Raw genomic sequence first — 20,147 nt, forward strand, 5'->3', positions numbered from 1 at the left:
AGGCTCAAAATTCGATTGGTCGCAAAGATTGAAGACATCGCAAGCGAATTGTTTGGGTAGAAATTCCATTTGTCTCTATAAAAAAATATTACACGATAAAACACATAAATTATGAATCTAAAAATAAAATGCATAGGATTTATGCTACTGGCAATACCTTTTTTTTCTAAAGCGCAACATGCCGAAAATCAAAACGCTTTCCCTGTTCAGATAGCCTCTGCAAACGGAATTATAGAAGGCGAATTTGATATAAAAACAAATATTCAAAGCTTCAAAGGAATTCCCTTTGCACAGCCACCAGTGGGTAATTTACGCTGGAAAGCTCCTCAAGCTTTAACCAATTGGGTCGGAGTAAAACAAACTAAAAAATTTGGACCAAGAGCAATCCAGTCCAATGTATTTGGCGATATGGGCTTTAGAAGTGACGGCACGAGCGAAGATTGCTTATATCTTAATGTTTGGTCTCCAGCCAAATCTGCCAATGAAAAACTTCCTGTTTTAGTTTATTTCTACGGGGGCGGTTTTGCCGCTGGCGATGGCTCCGAAAATCGTTATGATGGTGAAAACATGGCCAAAAAAGGAATAGTAACCTTAACCGTAAACTATAGATTAGGGATTTGGGGATTTTTCTCCCATCCGGAACTAACCAAAGAATCTCCTAATCACGCATCAGGAAACTACGGATTATTAGACCAAAATGCTGCCTTAAAATGGGTACAGGCCAATATTTCAAAATTCGGAGGTGATCCAAAACGCGTCACAATTGCAGGCGAATCAGCAGGTTCAATTGCCGTAAGCGCTCAAATGGCTTCTCCATTATCAAAAGGCCTTATTGCAGGAGCTATTGGCGAAAGCGGCGGTTCTATCTTCCCTACCTTATCTCCCGTTCCTTTGGCCGAAGGTGAAAAAACAGGTCTTGAATTTGCCAAAAAAATTGGAGCTTCATCCTTAAAAGACCTTCGCGCAATGTCTACTTTTGAGCTGTATCAAAAATCCCTCGGAACAAGTTTGGGTATTTTTAAAACAACAATTGACGGTTATTTTTTACCAAAATCGTTGCCGGAAATTTTTGAAGCCAAACAACAAGCTATGGTTCCTTTACTATTAGGATGGAATTCGGAGGAAATGACTTATCGCGCTTTAACAATGGGAAAAGACATAGACAATGAAAGTTATATCCAAAAAATAAAAGAATTATACGGCAACAAAGCGGATGAAGTTTTGAAATTATATCCTGTAGGAACTCCTGAAGTAACGGAGCAATCTGCCACCGATTTAGCTGGAGACCGTTTTATCGCCTACAGCACTTGGAAATGGTTTGATTTGCATCGAAAAAACAGCACACAGCCTGTATATCGTTATTATTATGCTCATCCAAGACCCGAAATGCGCGACAATGAACTTGAAGCAGCTCTTGCAGGCGGTGTCATTAAAAAAGACAAAAACACTCCAAAAGCACCAATACCAAAAGGAGCGGTTCACTCTGCAGAAATAGAATATGCAATGGGGAATTTAGCCTCTAACAAAAATTATGCTTGGACTGACGATGATTACAAAGTTTCGGATACAATGATGAACTTTTTTGCCAACTTCATTAAAACAGGAAATCCAAACGGTGATAAACTTCCTGTTTGGCCTATCGCAAAAAACGAAGAAAACCCAGAAATCATGATTATTGATGTAAATTCAAAATCAAAAAAAGCAGAAAATGAAGCGCGTTACTTATTTTTAGAAAAAGAATATTCGAAAAAATAATTTTCCTGCTTTCGCAAAAAAGAGGATGTCATTAAAAACGGCATCCTCTTTTTTTATGCCACATAATTATAATTAGTACGATTTCTATTCGTAAGAAAAAGCCATAATCAGTTCGAATCAATTTTAAAAAAAAATTTTTATTTTAGCTGTAAGTCAACTGATTATATGCAATGAAATAAAAATATCGCTTAATAAAAAATAAAAAATCAGGAATGAGATTCATTATTTTGTTGTAAATTTATGTGTTGTTTTTTTATCTAAAGATTGAAAAATGAAACCATCACACCAAACCATGACGCATCTCTATGAGCACTTAGGAAAAGTGTTTTATTGCATTGCGGCCATAGATAAAACGATTCGTAAAGAGGAAATCGCACAACTCAAAGAAATTGTAAAAACAGAATGGCTTCCGCTTGAAAATACTTTTAATGAATTTGGAGACGACACAGCCTATGAAATTGAAATTGTTTTTGACTGGCTTATAGCCAATAAATGGGATACTGAACAAGTAATTCCTGATTTTAAAATTTTCAGAAAAGAGCATGACCATTTGTTTACCCCTGAGGTTATCACCTTGATTCTAAAAACTGCAAATGCTATTGCAAATTCTTTTTTAGAAAAAAACAAATCAGAACATGTTTTCATAAGTCAGCTCAGCGCTATCCTGATACAATAATGCAATTAAATCTTTTTTGAATCAAAATAAAGCTGTTTTAAAACAATCTACTTTAACCTAAAAAATCAAAGACATGAAAAAGCAAACTGGCATTTGGATAGACTCCTCAAAAGCAATAATTGTTGCTCTTGATGGTGATACAGAAAAAATTACCGAAATAGATTCTGATGTAGAAAACAGCGTTTATCATAACAAAGAAGGCAACAAAGGGACTTTTTCGGGAAGTCATCATGGTGATAGCGATAAAAAATTTGATGATCGAAAAAAACAAGAACTGGATTATTTTATAAAATCAGTGCTGTCTTATGTTAAAAAATCGGATGAACTTATTGTTTTTGGTCCGGCACAAACCAAAACAAAACTGGAACAAAAATTAATGGATGAAAATTTAATTGAACCCGGAAAACTAAAATCAGTGGAAACTGCCGATAAAATGACCTTAAATGAAATTGTGGAAAAAGTCAGACGATTCTATAACCCATTTGAATACAAAGAACCAAAACCGAAAAGCTAATTTAAATACCCTAAAAACAAATTTAGAAACTACAATACTTTTTAGGTTGTAGTTTTTTTATGCTTTTTAGAGAAAATAAAACGTTTATACCCCTCAAAATTCTAAAGAAAACCATAAAAAACTTTCCTTTTGTATTATTTTCCTTTTCTTTATAAGCACGATTCCAAGCTCTATTAATTCTTATATTTTTATCGAATACAAAACTGTTTATGAAAACCGGAAAACAAAAAATAATTCTAGCGACAAAAATACTTGGTGTACTGTTTGTAGCTCTAATTGTTGCTTTTTACATCTTTCGTGATGCGGTTTTACAGCAGACGATTGCTAAGGTTTCTAATGAAATGGAAGTCGATTACAACAGTATTTTTTCAGTAAAAAAAGCTTCTTTTGACGGAATCTCAGGTATAAATCTTTCTGAAGTAGTATTAGCGCCGAAAAATGCCGATACCCTTTTTAAAATACAAAAACTGAAAACGAGTGTCAATTTATGGCAATTAGTATTAGGTAATATGCAACTGGGAACTTTAGAAATCAAGAATGGTTTTGTACAGCTCGTAAAGAAAGGAAAAGTGAGAAATTTTGATGCTTTTCTAAAAAAAGACAAGCAAACAGAAATAGGGAACGAAAAAAGAGATTACGCTCAATTTGCCTACAGAATCATATCTAAAGCACTGAATTTAGTTCCAACGGACATGGTTTTGGACAATCTTTCCTTCCGACTTGATGACAATGGAAAAAAAGCGGTGATTAATTTGAAAAAATTACGATTGGTTAATAAGCAGCTTGAAACTTCAATAAAAGTCCAAACCAATACCTTTACACAACGCTGGAAAATCAAAGGATTTGCCGATCCAAGAAATAAAAAAGCCGATATTCGTTTCGTAAATATTGACACTGGCGCCATCAAAGTTCCATATTTTGACGAACGTTTCAACCTGAAATCGAGCTTTCAATCCATCCGGTTGAATATTGAAAACATTGATAAAGATGGTGACGAACTTCATATTGATGGCTTTATGGCTATCGCCAATTTAAAAGTAAATCATCCAAAAATTGCCAGTAAAGATGTAGTAATCAAGAATGCTAAGTTTGATTACCGATTCTTATTGGGCTCTGATTTCATTTCAATAGACAGTACTTCAACGGTCCAATTCAATAAAGTGAAATTCCATCCTTATGTAGCTTATGAAACCGAGAAAGATACCATTTACAAACTCAAAGTAGCCATCCCAAAAATGAAAGCACAGGATTTTATCGCTTCACTTCCTGATGGTTTATTCACCCATTTTCAGGGAATGGAAGCCGAAGGTAATTTTGACTACAACTTGAATTTCATGTTCAATAAAAACAAACCCAATCAACTGGTTTTTGACAGTAAATTGAATAAAGAAAATCTGAAAATTACAAAATACGGTGAAGCGAATCTCAATAAACTCAATGGAGAATTTATTTATCGGGCACTTATAAAAAATATTTTGCAGCGACCTGTTTTAGTTGGCTCAGCGAATCCTAATTATACGCCATTAGACCAAATTTCCCCTTATTTAAGAAAATGCGTCTTAACAACCGAAGATCCTTCGTTCTTTTCGCATCATGGTTTTATCAGCGAAGCATTCAAACAATCCATTGTTAAAAATATAAAAACCAAAAAGTTTTCGCGTGGTGCCAGTACCATCAGCATGCAGTTGATAAAGAATGTTTTTCTTACCCGAGAGAAAACAGTCTCGCGCAAACTAGAAGAAATTTTACTGGTTTACATTCTGGAAAATAATAGAATCGTAAGCAAGGAACGCATGCTGGAAGTGTATTTTAATATTATCGAATGGGGACCAAACGTATATGGAATTGGCGAAGCGAGTCGGTTTTATTTCCAGAAGAGTCCTTCAGAATTGAACTTAAATGAATGTCTTTATCTTGCCCGAATTATTCCAAGCCCAAGAAAATTCATGTACCAGTTTAATGACCAAGGGATGCTGAAAAATTTTGCAGTGAAACAAGAATCCTTTTTAACCAATATCATGTTTAGGAGAGGGCTACTGAGCCCTGACGATACTATTTACAAAACACAGCCTATCCTGATTTCAGGACCTGCAAAATCTTTTCTAAGGATAAAAGCTCAAGATACCACACAAATAAAAATCGATTCTTTGGCAGTTGACGAAGAATTTGATCTTTAATTCTAAAATTAAAAAGCAACCCTGTCAGAGTTTTGAACTCTGACAGGGTTGCTCGAAAATTTAAATTCACATCTATTCTTTTCAACAAATTACGGCGCCGGGTCAGGAATTACCGCTTGAACTTCGTCAATTGCTTTTAAGATTTCATCAGAAAGTGAAATGTGAATTGTATCAATGTTTTCTTTTAATTGTTCCATTGTTGTGGCGCCAATAATCGTGCTGGTTACAAACGGCTGTTGCTCTATGAATGCCAAAGACAATTCAGTCAAGGTCAATCCGCTTTTCTTGGCGATTTCCTGATACAATCGAGTAGCTTCATAACATTGCTCGCTGTTGTATCTTGAAAATTGTGGAAATAAATTGATTCTCGCGTTTGGAAGACTTTCGCCTGTTAGGAATTTCCCGGATAAAACACCAAAAGCCATTGGTGAATACGCCAATAATCCCACATTTTCTCGCATACAAATCTCAGCGGAACCCGCTTCAAAAAGTCTGTTTAGTAACGAATATGGATTTTGAATCGTTTTTATTTTTGGTAAATTATTGTATTTACTTTCTTCCAGAAAACGCATAATTCCCCAAGGCGTTTCATTAGAAAGTCCAATGTGCTTGATTTTCCCTTCTTTGACAAAACCGTCTAAGGTTTCTAGAACATTGTGAATGTTATCTTCCCAGGCATCATCCTGCACTTTGAAACCACGCTGTCCAAAAAAATTAGTTTTGCGTTCCGGCCAATGCAATTGATAGACATCCAGATAATCAGTTTGTAAGCGAAGCAAACTTTGGTCTAATGCAAACTTGATACTTGTTGGCGAAAAATCATTTTTCTCACGCATGTACGTGAAATTAGGATTTGGTCCCGCAATTTTTGAAGCCAAAATCACCTCTTCTCTTTTGCCTGTTTTTTTGAACCAAGTTCCTAGTATTTTCTCCGTACTTCCGTATGTTTCCTGACGTGCTGGAACAGAATACATCTCGGCAGTATCAAAAAAATTGATTCCTCTTTCAAGAGCGTAATACATTTGTGCATGACCATCAGCTTCTGTATTTTGTTGTCCAAAAGTCATGGTTCCAAGGCAAATTTTGCTGACTTTTATATCGGTGTCCGGTAAAGTAGTATATTTCATAATTAAGAAAATTGTATTTTAATTTTTCAAAAACAAAGATAAAATTAGTTTATTGTTTTGGTTTCCAGTTAACAGAAATTTTGGAAACGTTTATACGTTTTGACACTAAAAAAGGCCCAAAGTATAAGCTCTGAACCTTTGTATTTTTTGAACCTTTACTTCAATTTAATTGATATCATTCAACATTTTAGAAATCTCGTCTAATCTTGGTGTCAAAATAATTTCGATTCTGCGGTTTTTTGCTTTTCCTTCAGCGGTTGAATTACTTGCCAAAGGAGAAAATTCTCCTCTACCAGCTGCGGTTAAGTTTTCCTTGTTGATTTTCTTGTTTTCACTCAAAATAGCAACTATCGCTGTGGCTCTTTTAGTCGATAAATCCCAGTTGTCAGCAATTGGCCCTGAAGCGGCGAAAGCATCATCATCTGTATGTCCTTCAATAAGGACTGAAATTTCCGGGTTATCACCCAAAACTTTTCCTAACTCTACAACTGCCTTTTTACCTTCGGAACCCACTGCCCAGCTTCCAGAATTGAAAAGCAGTTTGTTTTCCATGGAAACATATACTTTTCCATTTTTTTGCTGAACGGTCAACCCTTTTCCTTCAAAGCTATTCAAGGCTTTAGACAGTGTTTCTTTTAGTTTTTTCATGCTGGCTTCTTTGGCAGCAATCAAAGATTCCAACTCATCTAAACGTTGTGCGCTTTTGTTTAAACGTTCTTGTTCTAGCGCTAACGCTTTTCCTTTTTCATCTAATTGATCCAGCAAATCACGATTTTTCTTCATGTTGTTTTGTAAAGCGTCACTGCTATTTTTTTCTAAAGCGTCATAGGAATCCTGCAATACTTTAAATTTATTTTGAGCAGCCGCGTAATCGGCTTTCAATTTTTCCAGTTCCGATTTTGATTTGCTTAAATCAGATGTTAAAGCACTTCGGTCTAGTTCTAATTGATTTTTAACTTTTAAAAGATCTTCATTCTCATCCGTTAATCTTCTATTTTCTTTTTTGGAATCGGTGTACTTGCTTTCCAAATCATTGTATATTTTCTTAGATACACATGAAGTTGAAAGTGCCAGAACTAGTAATCCGATGGAAACTCTTTTAATCATTTTGTTTTATTTATGTTGTTGTTTTGAAAGCAAATTTTAAATTATATTCGGATGCCCTAGCCCCGATAGAAGTGAAAATCCTTGTTGTTTTTTCTTTAAAAACAACAAGATTGCAACGAATAGCGGGAAACAGCTCCTGAAAATGCTACTCGATTTCTACCAAAATTGGGCAATGATCTGAATGCACTGCATCTGGTAGAATAACGGCTCTTTTTAGTTTATGTTTTAAGGAATCGCTGACTAAATTGTAATCAATGCGCCAACCCTTGTTGTTTCCTCTTGCTCCGGCACGATAACTCCACCACGTATATTGATGCGGTTCACTGTTGAAATGACGAAAACTATCCACAAATCCAGACTTCATGAATCCATCGAGCCAGGTTCTTTCTTGTGGCAAAAATCCGGAAACGGTCTTATTTCTTACAGGATCATGAATATCGATTGCTTCGTGACAAATGTTGTAATCCCCGCAAATAACAAGATTTGGAGTTTCTTTTTTGAGTTCGTCAATGTAAGTCTGAAAATCATCCATAAACATAAATTTATGGTCCAATCGCTCGATATTTGTCCCCGATGGTAAGTACAAACTCATCACAGAAAATCCATCAAAATCAGCACGAAGGTTTCTTCCTTCAAAATCCATGTGGTGAATTCCAGTTCCATGAACGACATTGTTAGGCTTGATTTTGGAAAGAATGGCCACGCCGCTGTAGCCTTTTTTGGTCGCTGAATAATAATATTGATAGGGATAACCCGCCTTTGTGATAGCATCAACGGGAATTTGATCTTCGGTTGCTTTAATTTCCTGAAGGCAAATAATATCTGGATTTGCGTGTTGCAGCCAGTCAATAAACCCTTTTGAAATGGCGGCTCTGATTCCGTTGACGTTGTATGAAATGATTCTCATTAAAGTAATTTTTGAATTTCTTGCGAAAAAATATTTTTAGCCTGCGGTTTGTTCAAAGCCAATTTTTTATTTTATCGGAAAAAATTATATTGTTTTTATGTCCGTTTCAAATGTAATAAAAAAGTATAAGTTTGATTCAGAAAAATAGAGAAAATGGAGTTTTTTGCTATCTTTGTTTCTTGCTCAAAAAAAACAAAAATACATGGGTTTAGTAACCGCCAAAGAAGTTGCCAAAGCGATAAATGTAGATAAGTACGGAGTTTTAGGTACTTTTTCCGGATGGATGCTCATGAAGGTGCTAAAAATCTCTACCTTAAATAAAGTATACGATAGAAATAAACATTTGAAAGATGTTGATTTCCTCAATGGAATATTAGATGATTTACAAATAAAATTTAAAATCCCAGAAGAAGATTTAAAACGATTGCCAAAAGACGGTGCTTACATAACGATTTCAAATCATCCTTTAGGAGGTATTGACGGCGTTTTATTATTGAAATTAATGCTTGACAAAGAGCCTAATTTCAAAATTATCGCCAATTTTCTTTTGCATCGAATTGAGCCTCTCAAAAAATACATTATGCCTGTAAATCCTTTTGAAAACCACAAGGATACCAAATCAAGTGTTGTAGGAATAAAAGAAACATTGCGTCATTTAAGCGATGGAAAACCGCTGGGAATGTTTCCTGCGGGAGAAGTTTCTACGTATAAAGACGGAAAATTAATGGTGGATAAACCTTGGGAAGAAGGGGCTATTAAAGTAATTAGAAAAGCACAGGTTCCTGTTGTACCTATTTATTTTCATGCTAAAAATAGTCGTTTATTCTATCTTCTTTCTAAAATAAGCGGAACTTTTAGAACTGCAAAACTACCTTCGGAAGTGTTTAGCCAAAAACACCGTGTGATCAAAGTGCGTATTGGCAAACCGATTTCGGTAAGTGAACAAAATGAACACACAACACTAGAGGAATATTCAGAATTTTTGAGAAAGAAAACGTACATGCTTGCAAATCCTTTCGAAAAAGAAAGCCCTTTTTTACCCACACCAACATTAAAGCTTCCTAAAAGCCCGAAGAAAATTGTTACGGCCGCAAATCAGGATAAAATGGTCAAGGAAGTAGACGCCTTGCGAAGTACTGATTGCCGACTTTTACAAAGTAAAAACTATGAAGTTTTCTTTGCTAAAGCATCTAAAATTCCAAATATTTTGCATGAAATTGGGCGTCTTCGGGAAATTACCTTTCGAGAAGTGGGTGAAGGAACAAATGAACCCATCGATTTAGACAAACACGACCAGTATTACCATCATCTATTTTTGTGGGATGCCGATGCCAACAAAATTGCTGGGGCATACCGAATGGGATTGGGTTCAGAAATTTATCCCAAATACGGAATAAATGGTTTTTACCTCAACGATCTTTTCCGATTTGAACCCGAATTACATGATATGATGCACAAATCCATAGAAATGGGTCGCGCCTTCATCATCAAAGAATACCAACAGAAACCAATGCCTCTTTTCTTGCTTTGGAAAGGAATTATGCATACCACGTTGCGTTATCCGGAGCATAAATTTTTACTGGGTGGTGTGAGTATCAGCAATCAATTTTCAGATTTTTCAAAATCGCTGATGATTGAATTCATGAAATCGAATTATTATGATCCTTATATTGCGCAATACATTCACCCCAAGAAAGCGTATAAAGTAAAACTAAAAGATGCCGATAAAGATTTCATTTTTAATGAAACCGAATCAGATTTAAATAAGTTTGACAAAATTATAGATGAACTAGAACCTGGAAGTTTGCGTTTGCCGGTTTTGATTAAAAAATACATCAAACAGAATGCAAAAGTGGTTGCTTTCAATGTGGATCCGCTGTTTAACAATGCTGTTGACGGACTGATGTACATCAGAATTGCAGATATTCCGGAAAGCACTATGAAACCTGTAATGGAAGAATTTCAGGCCGAACTGGAACGAAAACTGAGCGAAAAGGAAGATTGACTGCAGCATGTAGAATTATAAAAAAATCTCGAATTAATTTGAGATTTTTTATGTCCTAAAACCAGCCTTTTTTGCCTACTTGATACGTCTGGTAAAACTCTTCATCTGATTTTGTTAAATATAGAATTCCTTCAATTACTCCTAATATACCTGTTACTGTTCCACAAGTACACAAACTAATTACCAACCATATAATCCCCTCGGTTGTATAGCCTAAAAGGAATTTATGGATCCCCAAAGGTCCTAAAAGAATAGCAAGAAGCCCTGCTGCAAGTTTTTTATTATCTTGTTGATTAGGTTGTGGATTATTCCATGCCTCTGGTTTTGAATTTTCCATAATTAATTGTTATAAGGTTATTTTTCAGTGATTAAAAATATAAAAATTATTGGAATACTTTATCAATTGGCTCCCAGAGTTCTATCTTATTTCCTTCAATATCTAAAATCCAACCAAATTTTCCATACTCATAAGACTCCATATCACCCACAATTGTTACACCTTCCTCCGATAATTTTTTTAACAAATTTTCTAAATCATCCACTCTGAAGTTTTGCATGAATTGTTTTTCGCTTGGTGCAAAATAAGTAGTGTCATCAGCAAATGGCGACCATTGGGTAGAACAATCATTTCCCTCTTTGTCTTTCCACCAAAAAGTAGCACCGTATTCATCCGTTTTTAAACCCAAATGTTTTTCGTACCAAGCTACCAGTTTTTTCGAATCTTTTGATTTAAAGAAAAAACCGCCAATTCCCGTAACTCGTTTTTCCAGCTCCGCATCTTTGGCTGGACCAAAATATTTAGCTTTAATTTTATCTACAATCACTTGTGCCAACCGTTCATGGCTTTCGAATGTCCAACCGGCAATGTGTGGAGAAAGAATCACATTCTTAGCTTGCAATAAATACTGAAAAGCCTCTGGTGTATTTTTATCTTGAAAAAGGGTTTCGAATGACAATTTTTCATATTCCAAAACATCCAAACCGGCTCCAAGTATTTTCCCGGATTCCATCGCTGCAACTAAATCGGCAGTGACAATATTCTTGCCACGGGAGGTGTTTATAATCCAAAAGGGTTTTGCAAATCCATTAATAAAATCCGCATCAACCATTTTATCGGTTTCAGGTGTCCACGGAATATGTAGGCTTATCACATCTACTTTTTGCTGGAATTCTTCCAATGAAACCTGTTTGGCATTGCTATCCCCTACATTTTGCTGAATGTCATAACACAGCACTTCCACATCAAAACCACGAAGTTTTTTGGCGAATGATTTCCCCATATTTCCATAACCGATAATCCCCACCGTTTTACCATCGAGTTCATGACCGCGATTGCTTTCCCTGTTCCAGTGACCAGATCGTATTTCACTATCTGCTTCATTCAATTTATTAAAAAGAGCTAAAATCATGCCCAATGTATGTTCGGCAACAGCATTTCTATTTCCTTCTGGAGCTGCAATAAGCGTAATGTTTTTTGACAGAGCGTATTCACAATCGATACTTTCTAATCCTGCTCCCACACGCGCTATAAATTGCAAACCAGTTGCCTTGTCTAAAAATGTTTTGTCAATTTTAAATCGGCTTCGGATAACAATTCCCTGATAATCTTGAATTTTAGTTTCAATATCTTCTTTGGATGATGTAAAGTCACTGTGATTAATAAATCCGGAATTTTGCAATTGATCCCAAAGCAAAGGATTATTACTATCGATATGAAGGATTTTGATGTCCATAAAAAAGGTTTCTAAGTTTTGTACCCCAAATTAACAAAAAAATAGCTCCCAAATGTGTAAATTAGCCTGCTTTCTATTTTAGGATAAATGGAAGTTATTATTAAAAAATTCAAAAATGAGATTAACAAAAACATTCAAAGCATTCTTTGAAAGTGAAAAAGCGGGTGGGTTACTTTTGCTTTTTGTAACAGTACTTTCTCTTTGTCTTGCCAATTCCACATTTCAAACGGAATATATTACTTTTTGGGAAACCAAATTAGGTCACCATTCCATTACGCATTGGATTAATGACGGACTGATGACTATCTTTTTCCTGTTAATCGGTTTAGAACTGGAACGCGAAATTTATAATGGTGAATTATCCAGTATCAAGAATGCTGCCTTGCCTATTTTTGGTGCTTTAGGCGGTATGCTTGTTCCTGCCGGAATCTTCTTAGCATTAAATTTGGGAACTATAACACAAAATGGAGCCGGGATTCCTATGGCTACAGACATTGCTTTTGCCATTGGTATTTTATCCTTATTAGGAAATCGTGTTCCTGTTTCTTTAAAAATATTTCTAACTGCACTTGCAGTAATTGACGATTTGGGTGCTATAATTATCATAGCTATATTCTACACTTCAACAATTGCTTTTGTAAATTTATTTATAGCTTTAGGTATTTTAGGTGGTTTGTTTATCTTGAATCGAATGAAGGTTCATAATTTATTCCCGTATTTAATTGGTGGCGTTATCATGTGGTATTTCATGCTTAATTCAGGAGTACATGCTACTATAACTGGCGTTTTATTGGCTTTTGTAATTCCGTTTGGTGATGGAGGCAAAAAAACCTCATCTTATAAAATTCAGCATTTTTTACACAAACCCGTAGCCTTTTTTATTCTGCCTTTGTTTGCGATAGCCAATACGTGTATCGCGATAGATTCCAATTGGCATGAAGGACTGAATCATCCTAACACAATAGGAATAATATTAGGACTTGTGATAGGAAAACCACTCGGAATTTGGCTTTTCTCTTTTTTAGGCGTTACTCTCGGAATTTGTGTTTTGCCTAAAGATTTACAATGGAAAACTATTATTGGCGCAGGAATGTTGGGAGGAATTGGCTTCACGATGTCCATATTTATAACGTTGCTTGCGTTTAAAAATGACGGCGAAGAAGTAATTACCTATTCTAAAATTGCGATTCTGATTGCTTCCTTTATCGCAGGAACAGCTGGTTTTCTTTGGTTGAAATACACCTTGAAAACCCAATTAAAAAAATGAAGATTAAACCCATCATTTAATTGATTTGTCCAATAAAAAAAGGATGTTTAGCTTAAAGCTAAACACCCCTTTTTTTATTGAAACTTATGATTATAATTGAGCTATTTATAAGCTACTTCATTAAACAGGCTGTATAAATTTTTTTTTATTTTTATACCAATATATATTTCATTGGTTCGGTTTTTTTACTAAAAAATGTAGCCAATTCCCATATGCACATAGGGAATGTATTGATTTCTATTATAAGCACCATCTACATTTTGAACATTCCCGTTAACCGAATTCTCTTTCAAATACACCACGCGATACCCAAATCCTACAGCGGTTTCATATGTAAAATGACTCCCTATCAGACGTTTTAAACCCCAGGTAGGTACAATTGCAAAATCAGCTGTCTTAGTTACATTATCCGCTAAATTTATTACAAACCAATCCGGATGATAACTTGTTTTAATGGACAAATAATTTCCGCTATTATTGGTAGTATTTTTACCTTTTGAATTCCTTTTTTCGAGATTATAATAATATCTTGGTTCTACTGTTAGTACCGGTTGCAGTATAAAACCGGCTCCTTCATAATGATCACCAACCGTAAAATCTTTCTCAAGACCAATCTCGCCTCTTAATGCGATAGTATTTGATAGTTTACTCTCATTATTGAACCAAATTCCTGTGTGTACCCCAAAACCGGTTTGCACTCCAAAAATTGATTTTTCAACGCTAACCTCTTGAGCCGCTGCATTTAGATTGAATGCCAGAATTAGAAATACTATTACTTTTTTCATTTAAAGGATGCGAATTAATTATTTAGTAGTTATTTGTTTTATGTTTTTAAAATAGATTTCGCTTACTTATTAGCCCAATAATCAAACACCGTGACTTTCTCAGGAGCTGGGTTTAACAGCGCAACAAAAGCTTTGTGATCCGGATGAATAAGATAAGCATCTCTATCACTTTCGCTACTGAATGTAAGTATAAAGCAATGTGTCAAACCATTGCTTAAATTTTCAGGACTGTTATTGGTTCCCCATTCAAATGATTTAATAGTTGGGATTTTATGCTTCAAATCACTCAAAGCTGTTACCACTTTAGTGATATATGCGGCGTCCGTTCCATCTTTCCATCCAAACATTACTACATGACGTAGCACTTGTTTTTGTTTGCCTTGCTGGGCGTTTACGGTATGGATTGAAAGTAAAATAAGGAATATTAGCAATAGTTTTTTCATGGTAGTTTTTTTTTGAAATATACGAATTATTTGAGTTGGATTTGCAGGGGAGATTGACGCTATAGTAAATAATTACTTATGTTACTGGCTTATTGTTGTGGGCGCAAAGCAGAGACATTTGCAGCATAACCGATGAAGGCTTTGCGGAGCAAAGAAAAAGGAGTTCATTAGATAGTTGCTTCGTAACCTTTCGATTTCGGTTTTGCAAAAAACATGATGCGAAACGGTAATTCCAATAAATCACACACTAGCTCAAAACGACTGTTAACAGTCGTTAATTTTGAATTTGTTTCATCTCTTTAATATAATCTGCTTTCTTAATGCTATCATTCCTATTTTGCTTCTTAAGTTTAATTTCGGCATCTAAATCGTAATCTATGTAGTCAAATCCAAGTATATCATAAAAATAACCTTGTCTCATCACTTGCATTGGCTCTACCACAATTCTAAATTTATTGCCATTGCTAAAATAAACTTCATGCCCATTTTTACTGTTATAAAGAGTAATTCCATCTGTTAGTTCAAAGTTGATTTGCGACGGATCACTATATTCTCCAGTTCTAAATTCAACGTGATAAATTTTTCCATTGTAAGTCCAAACATTTACAGATTCAATGATTCCAATTTGGTCAATTCCAGTTCCTTTTGAAACTTTCAATTTATCTATATAATAAAATTTGATTTGGCTATTTGGTTTATTCGATGTATCTGATGTAAAATACTTATAATATAAGGAATTGGTAAATTCGCTACCAATTAATAAACCTTTTAACCCTATTTCTTTTTTTTCTACAGGTATTTCTACCTGAGGATTTTTATTTACACAAGAGTAAAGGCAAATAATTACTAAAAAAAGTATTTTGTTCATAGATTTTTTGATTTAATGACTGCTAACGTCCCGCTAATACAGTGGGTTTTGGACTAAATTAAGCCCATTATTCGGATTTGCCAAATCTCCCAAATACAAAACCAAATGCCCAAATCCGTTGTAGCTGTTAGCGGCAGGCTATTTGCTCTTTTGATATTTAATTTTGTTTGGCTTTTTTATTGAATCATATTTAGCCGTCTTATTGTTTTTTTGATTTATTGAGTCAATTGGTTTGTCATTATTTAACAAACCATCTTTGCCGTATAAGTTATCTTGATTTTCTTTAGTAAGTTTTATAATGGTTGATATTCCTCCATAAATTACAAAGCCAATGAGGATTCCTGCTACTAATTTGTTGTTTTTAAATTTATCTGAAATTTTTTCAAAATACGTTTTTTCTGATTGCGATTTTGAGATTAATTTTCCTTCTCGGTATAAATTTAATTCTTGAGAAATTGACTCATTAAATTTTACTGTAACCTCGGAGAGTATTTTAAGATATTTATCTAAATATTTTAAGTCTATTAATTTAGGTATTTCTTCAACACAATAAAAGTTTTTATTTATAATGGTAACTTCTTTTGATTTTCTATCAAGCCAACTAAATCTAAAGGTTTTATATTCTTCTAAATGTTTGTATTTAGCTCTTTCTGAAGAATTAAAATATTCATTTTCTTTTTTTTCAATTTCTTCGAGAAACTCTTTATACTTGTAGTTATTCCATTCTTTGGATATTTCAACAAAATATTCTTTTTCAACTTTATTTAAATTCCAACTATCAATGTTATCAATAACTTCTTCAAAAAATGTTGTAACCGTTAAAACATTACTAGTATGAATTATTTGATTAGTTTCTTCTTTTAAACCATCAAATAGATTGATCAAATGATTTATTTGAAATTCTAAATGTTCCTTGTTCCAACTGTTCTCTTCATTTTCATTCTTTTGAAAATAATCTGTGAATTCAAATATTGTTGGAGCTTTTCTAAATTCAATTAGTGTGTTTAATGCCCAATTTTTTCTTGGAAATATAGGTTGCATAAATTAAATTTAGTAAATATTTCTTGCTTTAGCTTGCTGCTAACTTTTAGCCAGCTATAAGAAGTACCTTCTTACAGTGGCTTTTCAAATATAAAACAATTTTTACAAAATTCACTAATGCTGGCAAAAAAGCGTTTTAAATACTTCAGATTTGACGTAAAAACTAACTAGTGTTTTAAACAAAATAGTCTCGCTAACAAATCTATCAAGAAGAAAACACACTACTTTACGGTTTTCCTTATTTGGATGAAAAAAATAAAAAAATTTCAGAAAATCGATTTAAGAATGAAGATTAACGATTTTTGATTTCAGATTTTATGCGGGATCTAAGATTGTCCATTTTAGCGATTTGTATTCGGTTTTCAACATCTAAAATCAAAAATCGTTAATCAAAAATCTGCAATCGTCACTATTCCTTATATCTGCGTGAAGGATAGTAGCAAGCTACCGAAGTAGCGCGGATATCCCGACGGTTCGGGACGACGCCAATAAAAAAGGGTCTTCTCAACAGTTACGCTGAGAAGACCCTTTTTTTTGATTGGGGCATGCCCAAATGCCGTTTATCCCTTGATTTGTTTCAAAGAAGTTTTGATTCCTCGTATCAATGACGAACTGAATCCGTGCATTTCCATTTCGTTCAATCCCGCAATGGTACAGCCTTGTGGCGTGGTTACACGGTCAATTAACTGTTCTGGATGTACTTGTTCTTCCATGATCATTTCGGCAGCGCCTTTTACGGTTTGTGCTGAAATAGCTAGTGCGGTTTGCCAGTCAAATCCTATTTCGATTCCGGCTTGCATCGATGCACGAATGTAACGCAACGCAAAAGCAGTTCCACTAGCCGCAAGAACGGTTGCTGCATCCATCAATTTTTCATCTATAATAGGAGCTGTTCCTAAATCTTGGAAAAGAGCGACTGTATTTTGTGCTTTCTCTTTGTTTTTTTCGTGAAACGCAATACAGGTTGCCGAAGCGCCAAATTGTGATGCGATATTTGGCATAATGCGTACGGCGCTATTTCCTTCGCCTATCTTATTTTGTAAATTTTCGATAGACAATCCACTTACTGCCGAAGCGATTACTTTATTAGAAATCACAGGAAGAATTTCGGCCAAAACGGTATCTACCTGATACGGTTTTATAGTAAGAATGATAATATCTGCAACTTGAATTTGATGCGTGTTGTCTGTTGAAACAGTTACGCCCAATTGCTCCAAATAAAGAATGCTCGCTGTATTTCTTCGGGTTACGGTGATTTGATTTCCTTGCGAAAATTTTGATAATCCTTTTGCGATAGCAACGCCTAAGTTTCCTCCGCCAATTATGTGTACTTTCATGCTGATTGTGATTTTCCTCTCCCCTCACGAAGCTTCGGGACCTCTCCGAAGAACTGAAGATATGGAAAGTGTTAATTGTATTTTTTTGTCTTTTGGTTTTATTCTTAATAACAAATTATTTTCATGAATTAAAATTCGTGTTAATCTGTTTAATCTTTGTCATCCGTGTACCGTTTTTAATGATTCACTTTTACGGGCAACTATCTTATGCTTTTTTTAAATTTTAAAATCCTAAAATGATATTGGCTATTCCGAAGTAGATCATAATTCCAAAAACATCATTTGTTGTTGTAATAAAAGGCCCAGTTGCGATTGCTGGATCAATATTATTTTTATGCAAAAAAAGCGGCACCAATGTTCCTAAAGTAGCAGCAAATAAAATAACTACAACAATGGATATGGAAATCGCCATTCCCACCTGAAACTGTCCATACATAAACGTATGATACCCCAATACCAACAGTGCTATTATAGTCCCGGAAATCATGGCTACTGCTATTTCTTTGCTAAAATAACTTCGGCTAAATTCTTTCAAAGTACCATTTGCCAAACCTTGTACAATAATTGCTGAAGCTTGAACCCCAATATTTCCCGCTGTTGCCGAAAGCAAAGGCATAAAAATAATTAGCGTATAAAATTTTTGGGAAGTGGCTTCATTTCCTTTAATAACATACGATGCAATAAGTTCAATTAACATTCCCATCAACAACCAAGGCAAACGCGCTTTGGTATGCTCGTAAATGCTGTCATTCGTTTCAACGTCTTGGGTAATACCCGCAGCCAACTGGTAATCTTTGTCGGCTTCGTCTTTGATTACATCTATAATATCATCAATGGTGATTCGCCCTACAAGTCGTCCTAATTCATCAATAACAGGAATGGCTTCTAAATCGTATTTCTGCATGATTCTGGCCACCTCAACATCTTCGGTATCTACATTCACCGAATTTAATTTCCGAATGTACACATCACTTATCGCCGTTCTGGTTGAAGTCGTCAATAAATCCTTTAGCGACAAACGTCCTTTTAACCGGTCCTCATCATCCACCACATAAATAGAATGCACCCGAGAGATATCTTTAGCCTGAATTCGCATTTCTTTTACACAAGTCAGTACGTTCCAATTTTCATTGACCTTAACCAACTCTTTGTGCATAATTCCACCCGCTGTATCCTCATCATAACGCAGTAAGTCAACGATATCCTTGGCATGCTCAACATCTATTAATTCAGAGATTACTTCTGCTTTTATGTCTTGCGAAAGTTCAGCAATAATATCGGCAGCATCATTGGTCTCTAATTCATCTAATTCTTCTGCAATCTCTTTTGGCGAAAGCCTGCTTAATATATTCTCCCGCAAATCATCTTCTAATTCAAGAAGAATCTCTGCTGTTTTTTCACTGTCTAATACTTTAAAAATGTAGGTTGCTTCGTCAAAATCAAGCTCGTCAAGAATCTCGGCAATATCAGCATGGTGCATGTCATTGAGTAAGGATTCTAATTCCTTATCATTTTTATTAACAATGTGTTGCTCTAATTCCTGGATTAGCGCTTTGCTGATTTTAAACTCCATCGGCTTCTATTTTTTGAGTGAGTTCTATGAACTGTTCTACATTTAATTGCTCTGGTCGAAGATCAAAAACTGTATCTTCTCTTAAACTATCGGACAAATTTAAGGTTTTTAAACTGTTTCGCAAGGTCTTTCTGCGTTGTTGAAATGCCGTTTTTACCACAGTGAAAAACAATTTTTCGCCGCAAGGCAAACTATAGTCTTCTTTTCTGCGCAAACGCAACACTCCCGATTTTACTTTTGGTGGCGGAATAAATACATTTTCATCAACAGTAAATAGATATTCGGCATCGTAAAAAGCCTGTACTAAAACCGACAGAATTCCATAGGCTTTGGTTCCCTTTTTTTCGCAAATACGTTGCGCCACTTCTTTCTGGAACATACCGGCAAATTCAGGAATCTGATTGCGATATTCTAATGCTCGAAAGACAATTTGAGTCGAAATATTATACGGAAAATTTCCGATTATAGCGAATTGCTTTCCTTCAAAAATCTCATTAATGTTGTATTTCAGAAAATCTTTAGAAATAATCTTATCCTTCAATTTTGGATAATTTTCGTCTAAATACGTTACGGATTCGGTATCGATTTCTATCACATACGTATTGATTGGTTTGTCCAATAAATACTTTGTCAAAACACCCATTCCGGGACCTATTTCTAATACATCATCATATCCTTCTAAATTCAGTGTGTCAGCAATGTCTTTTGCGATGCTTTCATCTTTCAAGAAATGTTGTCCGAGGTGTTTTTTGGCTTTTACTTTTTCCATTTTGTTTGTTTTTTTGCCACGAAGGCACAAAGGCGCAAAGTGTTATTTATATGTTTTTAAATA

Annotated in this window: 18 protein-coding genes and 1 pseudogene; 6 read left to right on the top strand and 13 right to left on the bottom strand. The window is 34.8% G+C overall.

Annotated features, from left to right (window positions below; all coding sequences use genetic code 11):
• Window positions 1–111 precede the first annotated feature (111 nt).
• The 4 genes from ACNQGG_RS00575 to ACNQGG_RS00590 all read left to right on the top strand — a co-directional run bounded on the left by ACNQGG_RS00575 (window position 112) and on the right by ACNQGG_RS00590 (window position 5,122).
• Entirely contained in the window at window positions 112–1,755 is a 1,644-nt protein-coding gene (locus ACNQGG_RS00575) for a carboxylesterase/lipase family protein (protein WP_417960522.1), read from the top strand.
• Between the two features lie 271 nt (window positions 1,756–2,026).
• Complete coding sequence (locus tag ACNQGG_RS00580) at window positions 2,027–2,431, top strand: hypothetical protein (protein ID WP_417960524.1); 405 nt, start codon at window positions 2,027–2,029, stop codon at window positions 2,429–2,431.
• A gap of 73 nt (window positions 2,432–2,504) precedes the next feature.
• Complete coding sequence (locus ACNQGG_RS00585; protein WP_416834924.1) at window positions 2,505–2,945, top strand: hypothetical protein; 441 nt, start codon at window positions 2,505–2,507, stop codon at window positions 2,943–2,945.
• Between the two features lie 209 nt (window positions 2,946–3,154).
• Window positions 3,155–5,122 carry a transglycosylase domain-containing protein gene (locus ACNQGG_RS00590; protein ID WP_417960526.1) on the top strand — a complete coding sequence of 656 codons (1,968 nt, stop codon included), beginning with the start codon at window positions 3,155–3,157 and terminating at the stop codon, window positions 5,120–5,122.
• An 89-nt stretch (window positions 5,123–5,211) separates the two neighbouring features.
• On the opposite strand, the gene ACNQGG_RS00595 is transcribed toward ACNQGG_RS00590, so the two are convergent.
• From ACNQGG_RS00595 to ACNQGG_RS00605, 3 genes are all read right to left on the bottom strand, one after another.
• Window positions 5,212–6,249 carry an aldo/keto reductase gene (locus ACNQGG_RS00595; protein ID WP_417960528.1) on the bottom strand — a complete coding sequence of 346 codons (1,038 nt, stop codon included), beginning with the start codon at window positions 6,247–6,249 and terminating at the stop codon, window positions 5,212–5,214.
• A gap of 165 nt (window positions 6,250–6,414) precedes the next feature.
• Entirely contained in the window at window positions 6,415–7,356 is a 942-nt protein-coding gene (locus ACNQGG_RS00600) for an OmpA/MotB family protein (protein WP_417960530.1), read from the bottom strand.
• Window positions 7,357–7,501: 145 nt separating this feature from the next.
• Window positions 7,502–8,263 (bottom strand): exodeoxyribonuclease III, encoded by a 762-nt coding sequence (locus ACNQGG_RS00605; protein ID WP_417960532.1) that lies wholly within the window; start codon window positions 8,261–8,263, stop codon window positions 7,502–7,504.
• A 202-nt stretch (window positions 8,264–8,465) separates the two neighbouring features.
• Here ACNQGG_RS00605 and ACNQGG_RS00610 point away from each other — a divergent pair, with 202 nt between their 5' ends.
• Window positions 8,466–10,268, top strand: a complete 1,803-nt coding sequence (locus ACNQGG_RS00610) for a GNAT family N-acyltransferase (RefSeq protein WP_417960534.1) — start codon at window positions 8,466–8,468, stop codon at window positions 10,266–10,268.
• Window positions 10,269–10,323: 55 nt separating this feature from the next.
• Here the strand turns inward: ACNQGG_RS00610 and ACNQGG_RS00615 are convergent, their stop codons facing one another.
• The 3 genes and pseudogenes from ACNQGG_RS00615 to ACNQGG_RS00625 form a co-directional block, all read right to left on the bottom strand.
• Complete coding sequence (locus ACNQGG_RS00615; RefSeq protein ID WP_416855654.1) at window positions 10,324–10,605, bottom strand: TM2 domain-containing protein; 282 nt, start codon at window positions 10,603–10,605, stop codon at window positions 10,324–10,326.
• A gap of 46 nt (window positions 10,606–10,651) precedes the next feature.
• A complete protein-coding gene (locus ACNQGG_RS00620; protein ID WP_417960937.1) occupies window positions 10,652–11,089 on the bottom strand; it encodes a VOC family protein in 438 nt (145 codons plus the stop codon).
• Window positions 11,063–12,001, bottom strand: a pseudogene (locus tag ACNQGG_RS00625) (2-hydroxyacid dehydrogenase); the annotation flags it as partial. The gene ACNQGG_RS00620 and the pseudogene ACNQGG_RS00625, both read right to left, overlap by 27 nt.
• Window positions 12,002–12,116: 115 nt before the next feature.
• Between ACNQGG_RS00625 and nhaA the strand changes: the two are divergent.
• Window positions 12,117–13,268 carry a Na+/H+ antiporter NhaA gene (gene nhaA, locus ACNQGG_RS00630; protein ID WP_417960536.1) on the top strand — a complete coding sequence of 384 codons (1,152 nt, stop codon included), beginning with the start codon at window positions 12,117–12,119 and terminating at the stop codon, window positions 13,266–13,268.
• 188 nt (window positions 13,269–13,456) lie between these two features.
• On the opposite strand, the gene ACNQGG_RS00635 is transcribed toward nhaA, so the two are convergent.
• From ACNQGG_RS00635 to rsmA, 7 genes are all read right to left on the bottom strand, one after another.
• On the bottom strand, window positions 13,457–14,053 hold the full coding sequence (locus tag ACNQGG_RS00635; protein WP_417960538.1) for a hypothetical protein: 597 nt from the start codon (window positions 14,051–14,053) through the stop codon (window positions 13,457–13,459).
• 62 nt (window positions 14,054–14,115) lie between these two features.
• Window positions 14,116–14,496 (bottom strand): Dabb family protein, encoded by a 381-nt coding sequence (locus ACNQGG_RS00640; protein WP_417960540.1) that lies wholly within the window; start codon window positions 14,494–14,496, stop codon window positions 14,116–14,118.
• Between the two features lie 274 nt (window positions 14,497–14,770).
• Entirely contained in the window at window positions 14,771–15,364 is a 594-nt protein-coding gene (locus ACNQGG_RS00645) for a hypothetical protein (RefSeq protein WP_417960542.1), read from the bottom strand.
• Between the two features lie 138 nt (window positions 15,365–15,502).
• On the bottom strand, window positions 15,503–16,405 hold the full coding sequence (locus tag ACNQGG_RS00650; protein ID WP_417960544.1) for a hypothetical protein: 903 nt from the start codon (window positions 16,403–16,405) through the stop codon (window positions 15,503–15,505).
• A gap of 560 nt (window positions 16,406–16,965) precedes the next feature.
• Window positions 16,966–17,742: a pyrroline-5-carboxylate reductase gene (gene proC / locus ACNQGG_RS00655; RefSeq protein ID WP_417960546.1), complete on the bottom strand. Its 777-nt coding sequence runs from the start codon at window positions 17,740–17,742 to the stop codon at window positions 16,966–16,968.
• Between the two features lie 223 nt (window positions 17,743–17,965).
• Window positions 17,966–19,315: a magnesium transporter gene (gene mgtE / locus ACNQGG_RS00660; protein WP_417960548.1), complete on the bottom strand. Its 1,350-nt coding sequence runs from the start codon at window positions 19,313–19,315 to the stop codon at window positions 17,966–17,968.
• On the bottom strand, window positions 19,305–20,084 hold the full coding sequence (rsmA, locus tag ACNQGG_RS00665; RefSeq protein WP_417960550.1) for a 16S rRNA (adenine(1518)-N(6)/adenine(1519)-N(6))-dimethyltransferase RsmA: 780 nt from the start codon (window positions 20,082–20,084) through the stop codon (window positions 19,305–19,307). Before rsmA ends, mgtE begins: the two co-directional genes overlap by 11 nt.
• Window positions 20,085–20,147 lie beyond the last annotated feature (63 nt).

The sequence above is a fragment of the Flavobacterium esculini genome, from assembly GCF_048284325.1.
In the GTDB taxonomy this organism is placed as follows: domain Bacteria; phylum Bacteroidota; class Bacteroidia; order Flavobacteriales; family Flavobacteriaceae; genus Flavobacterium.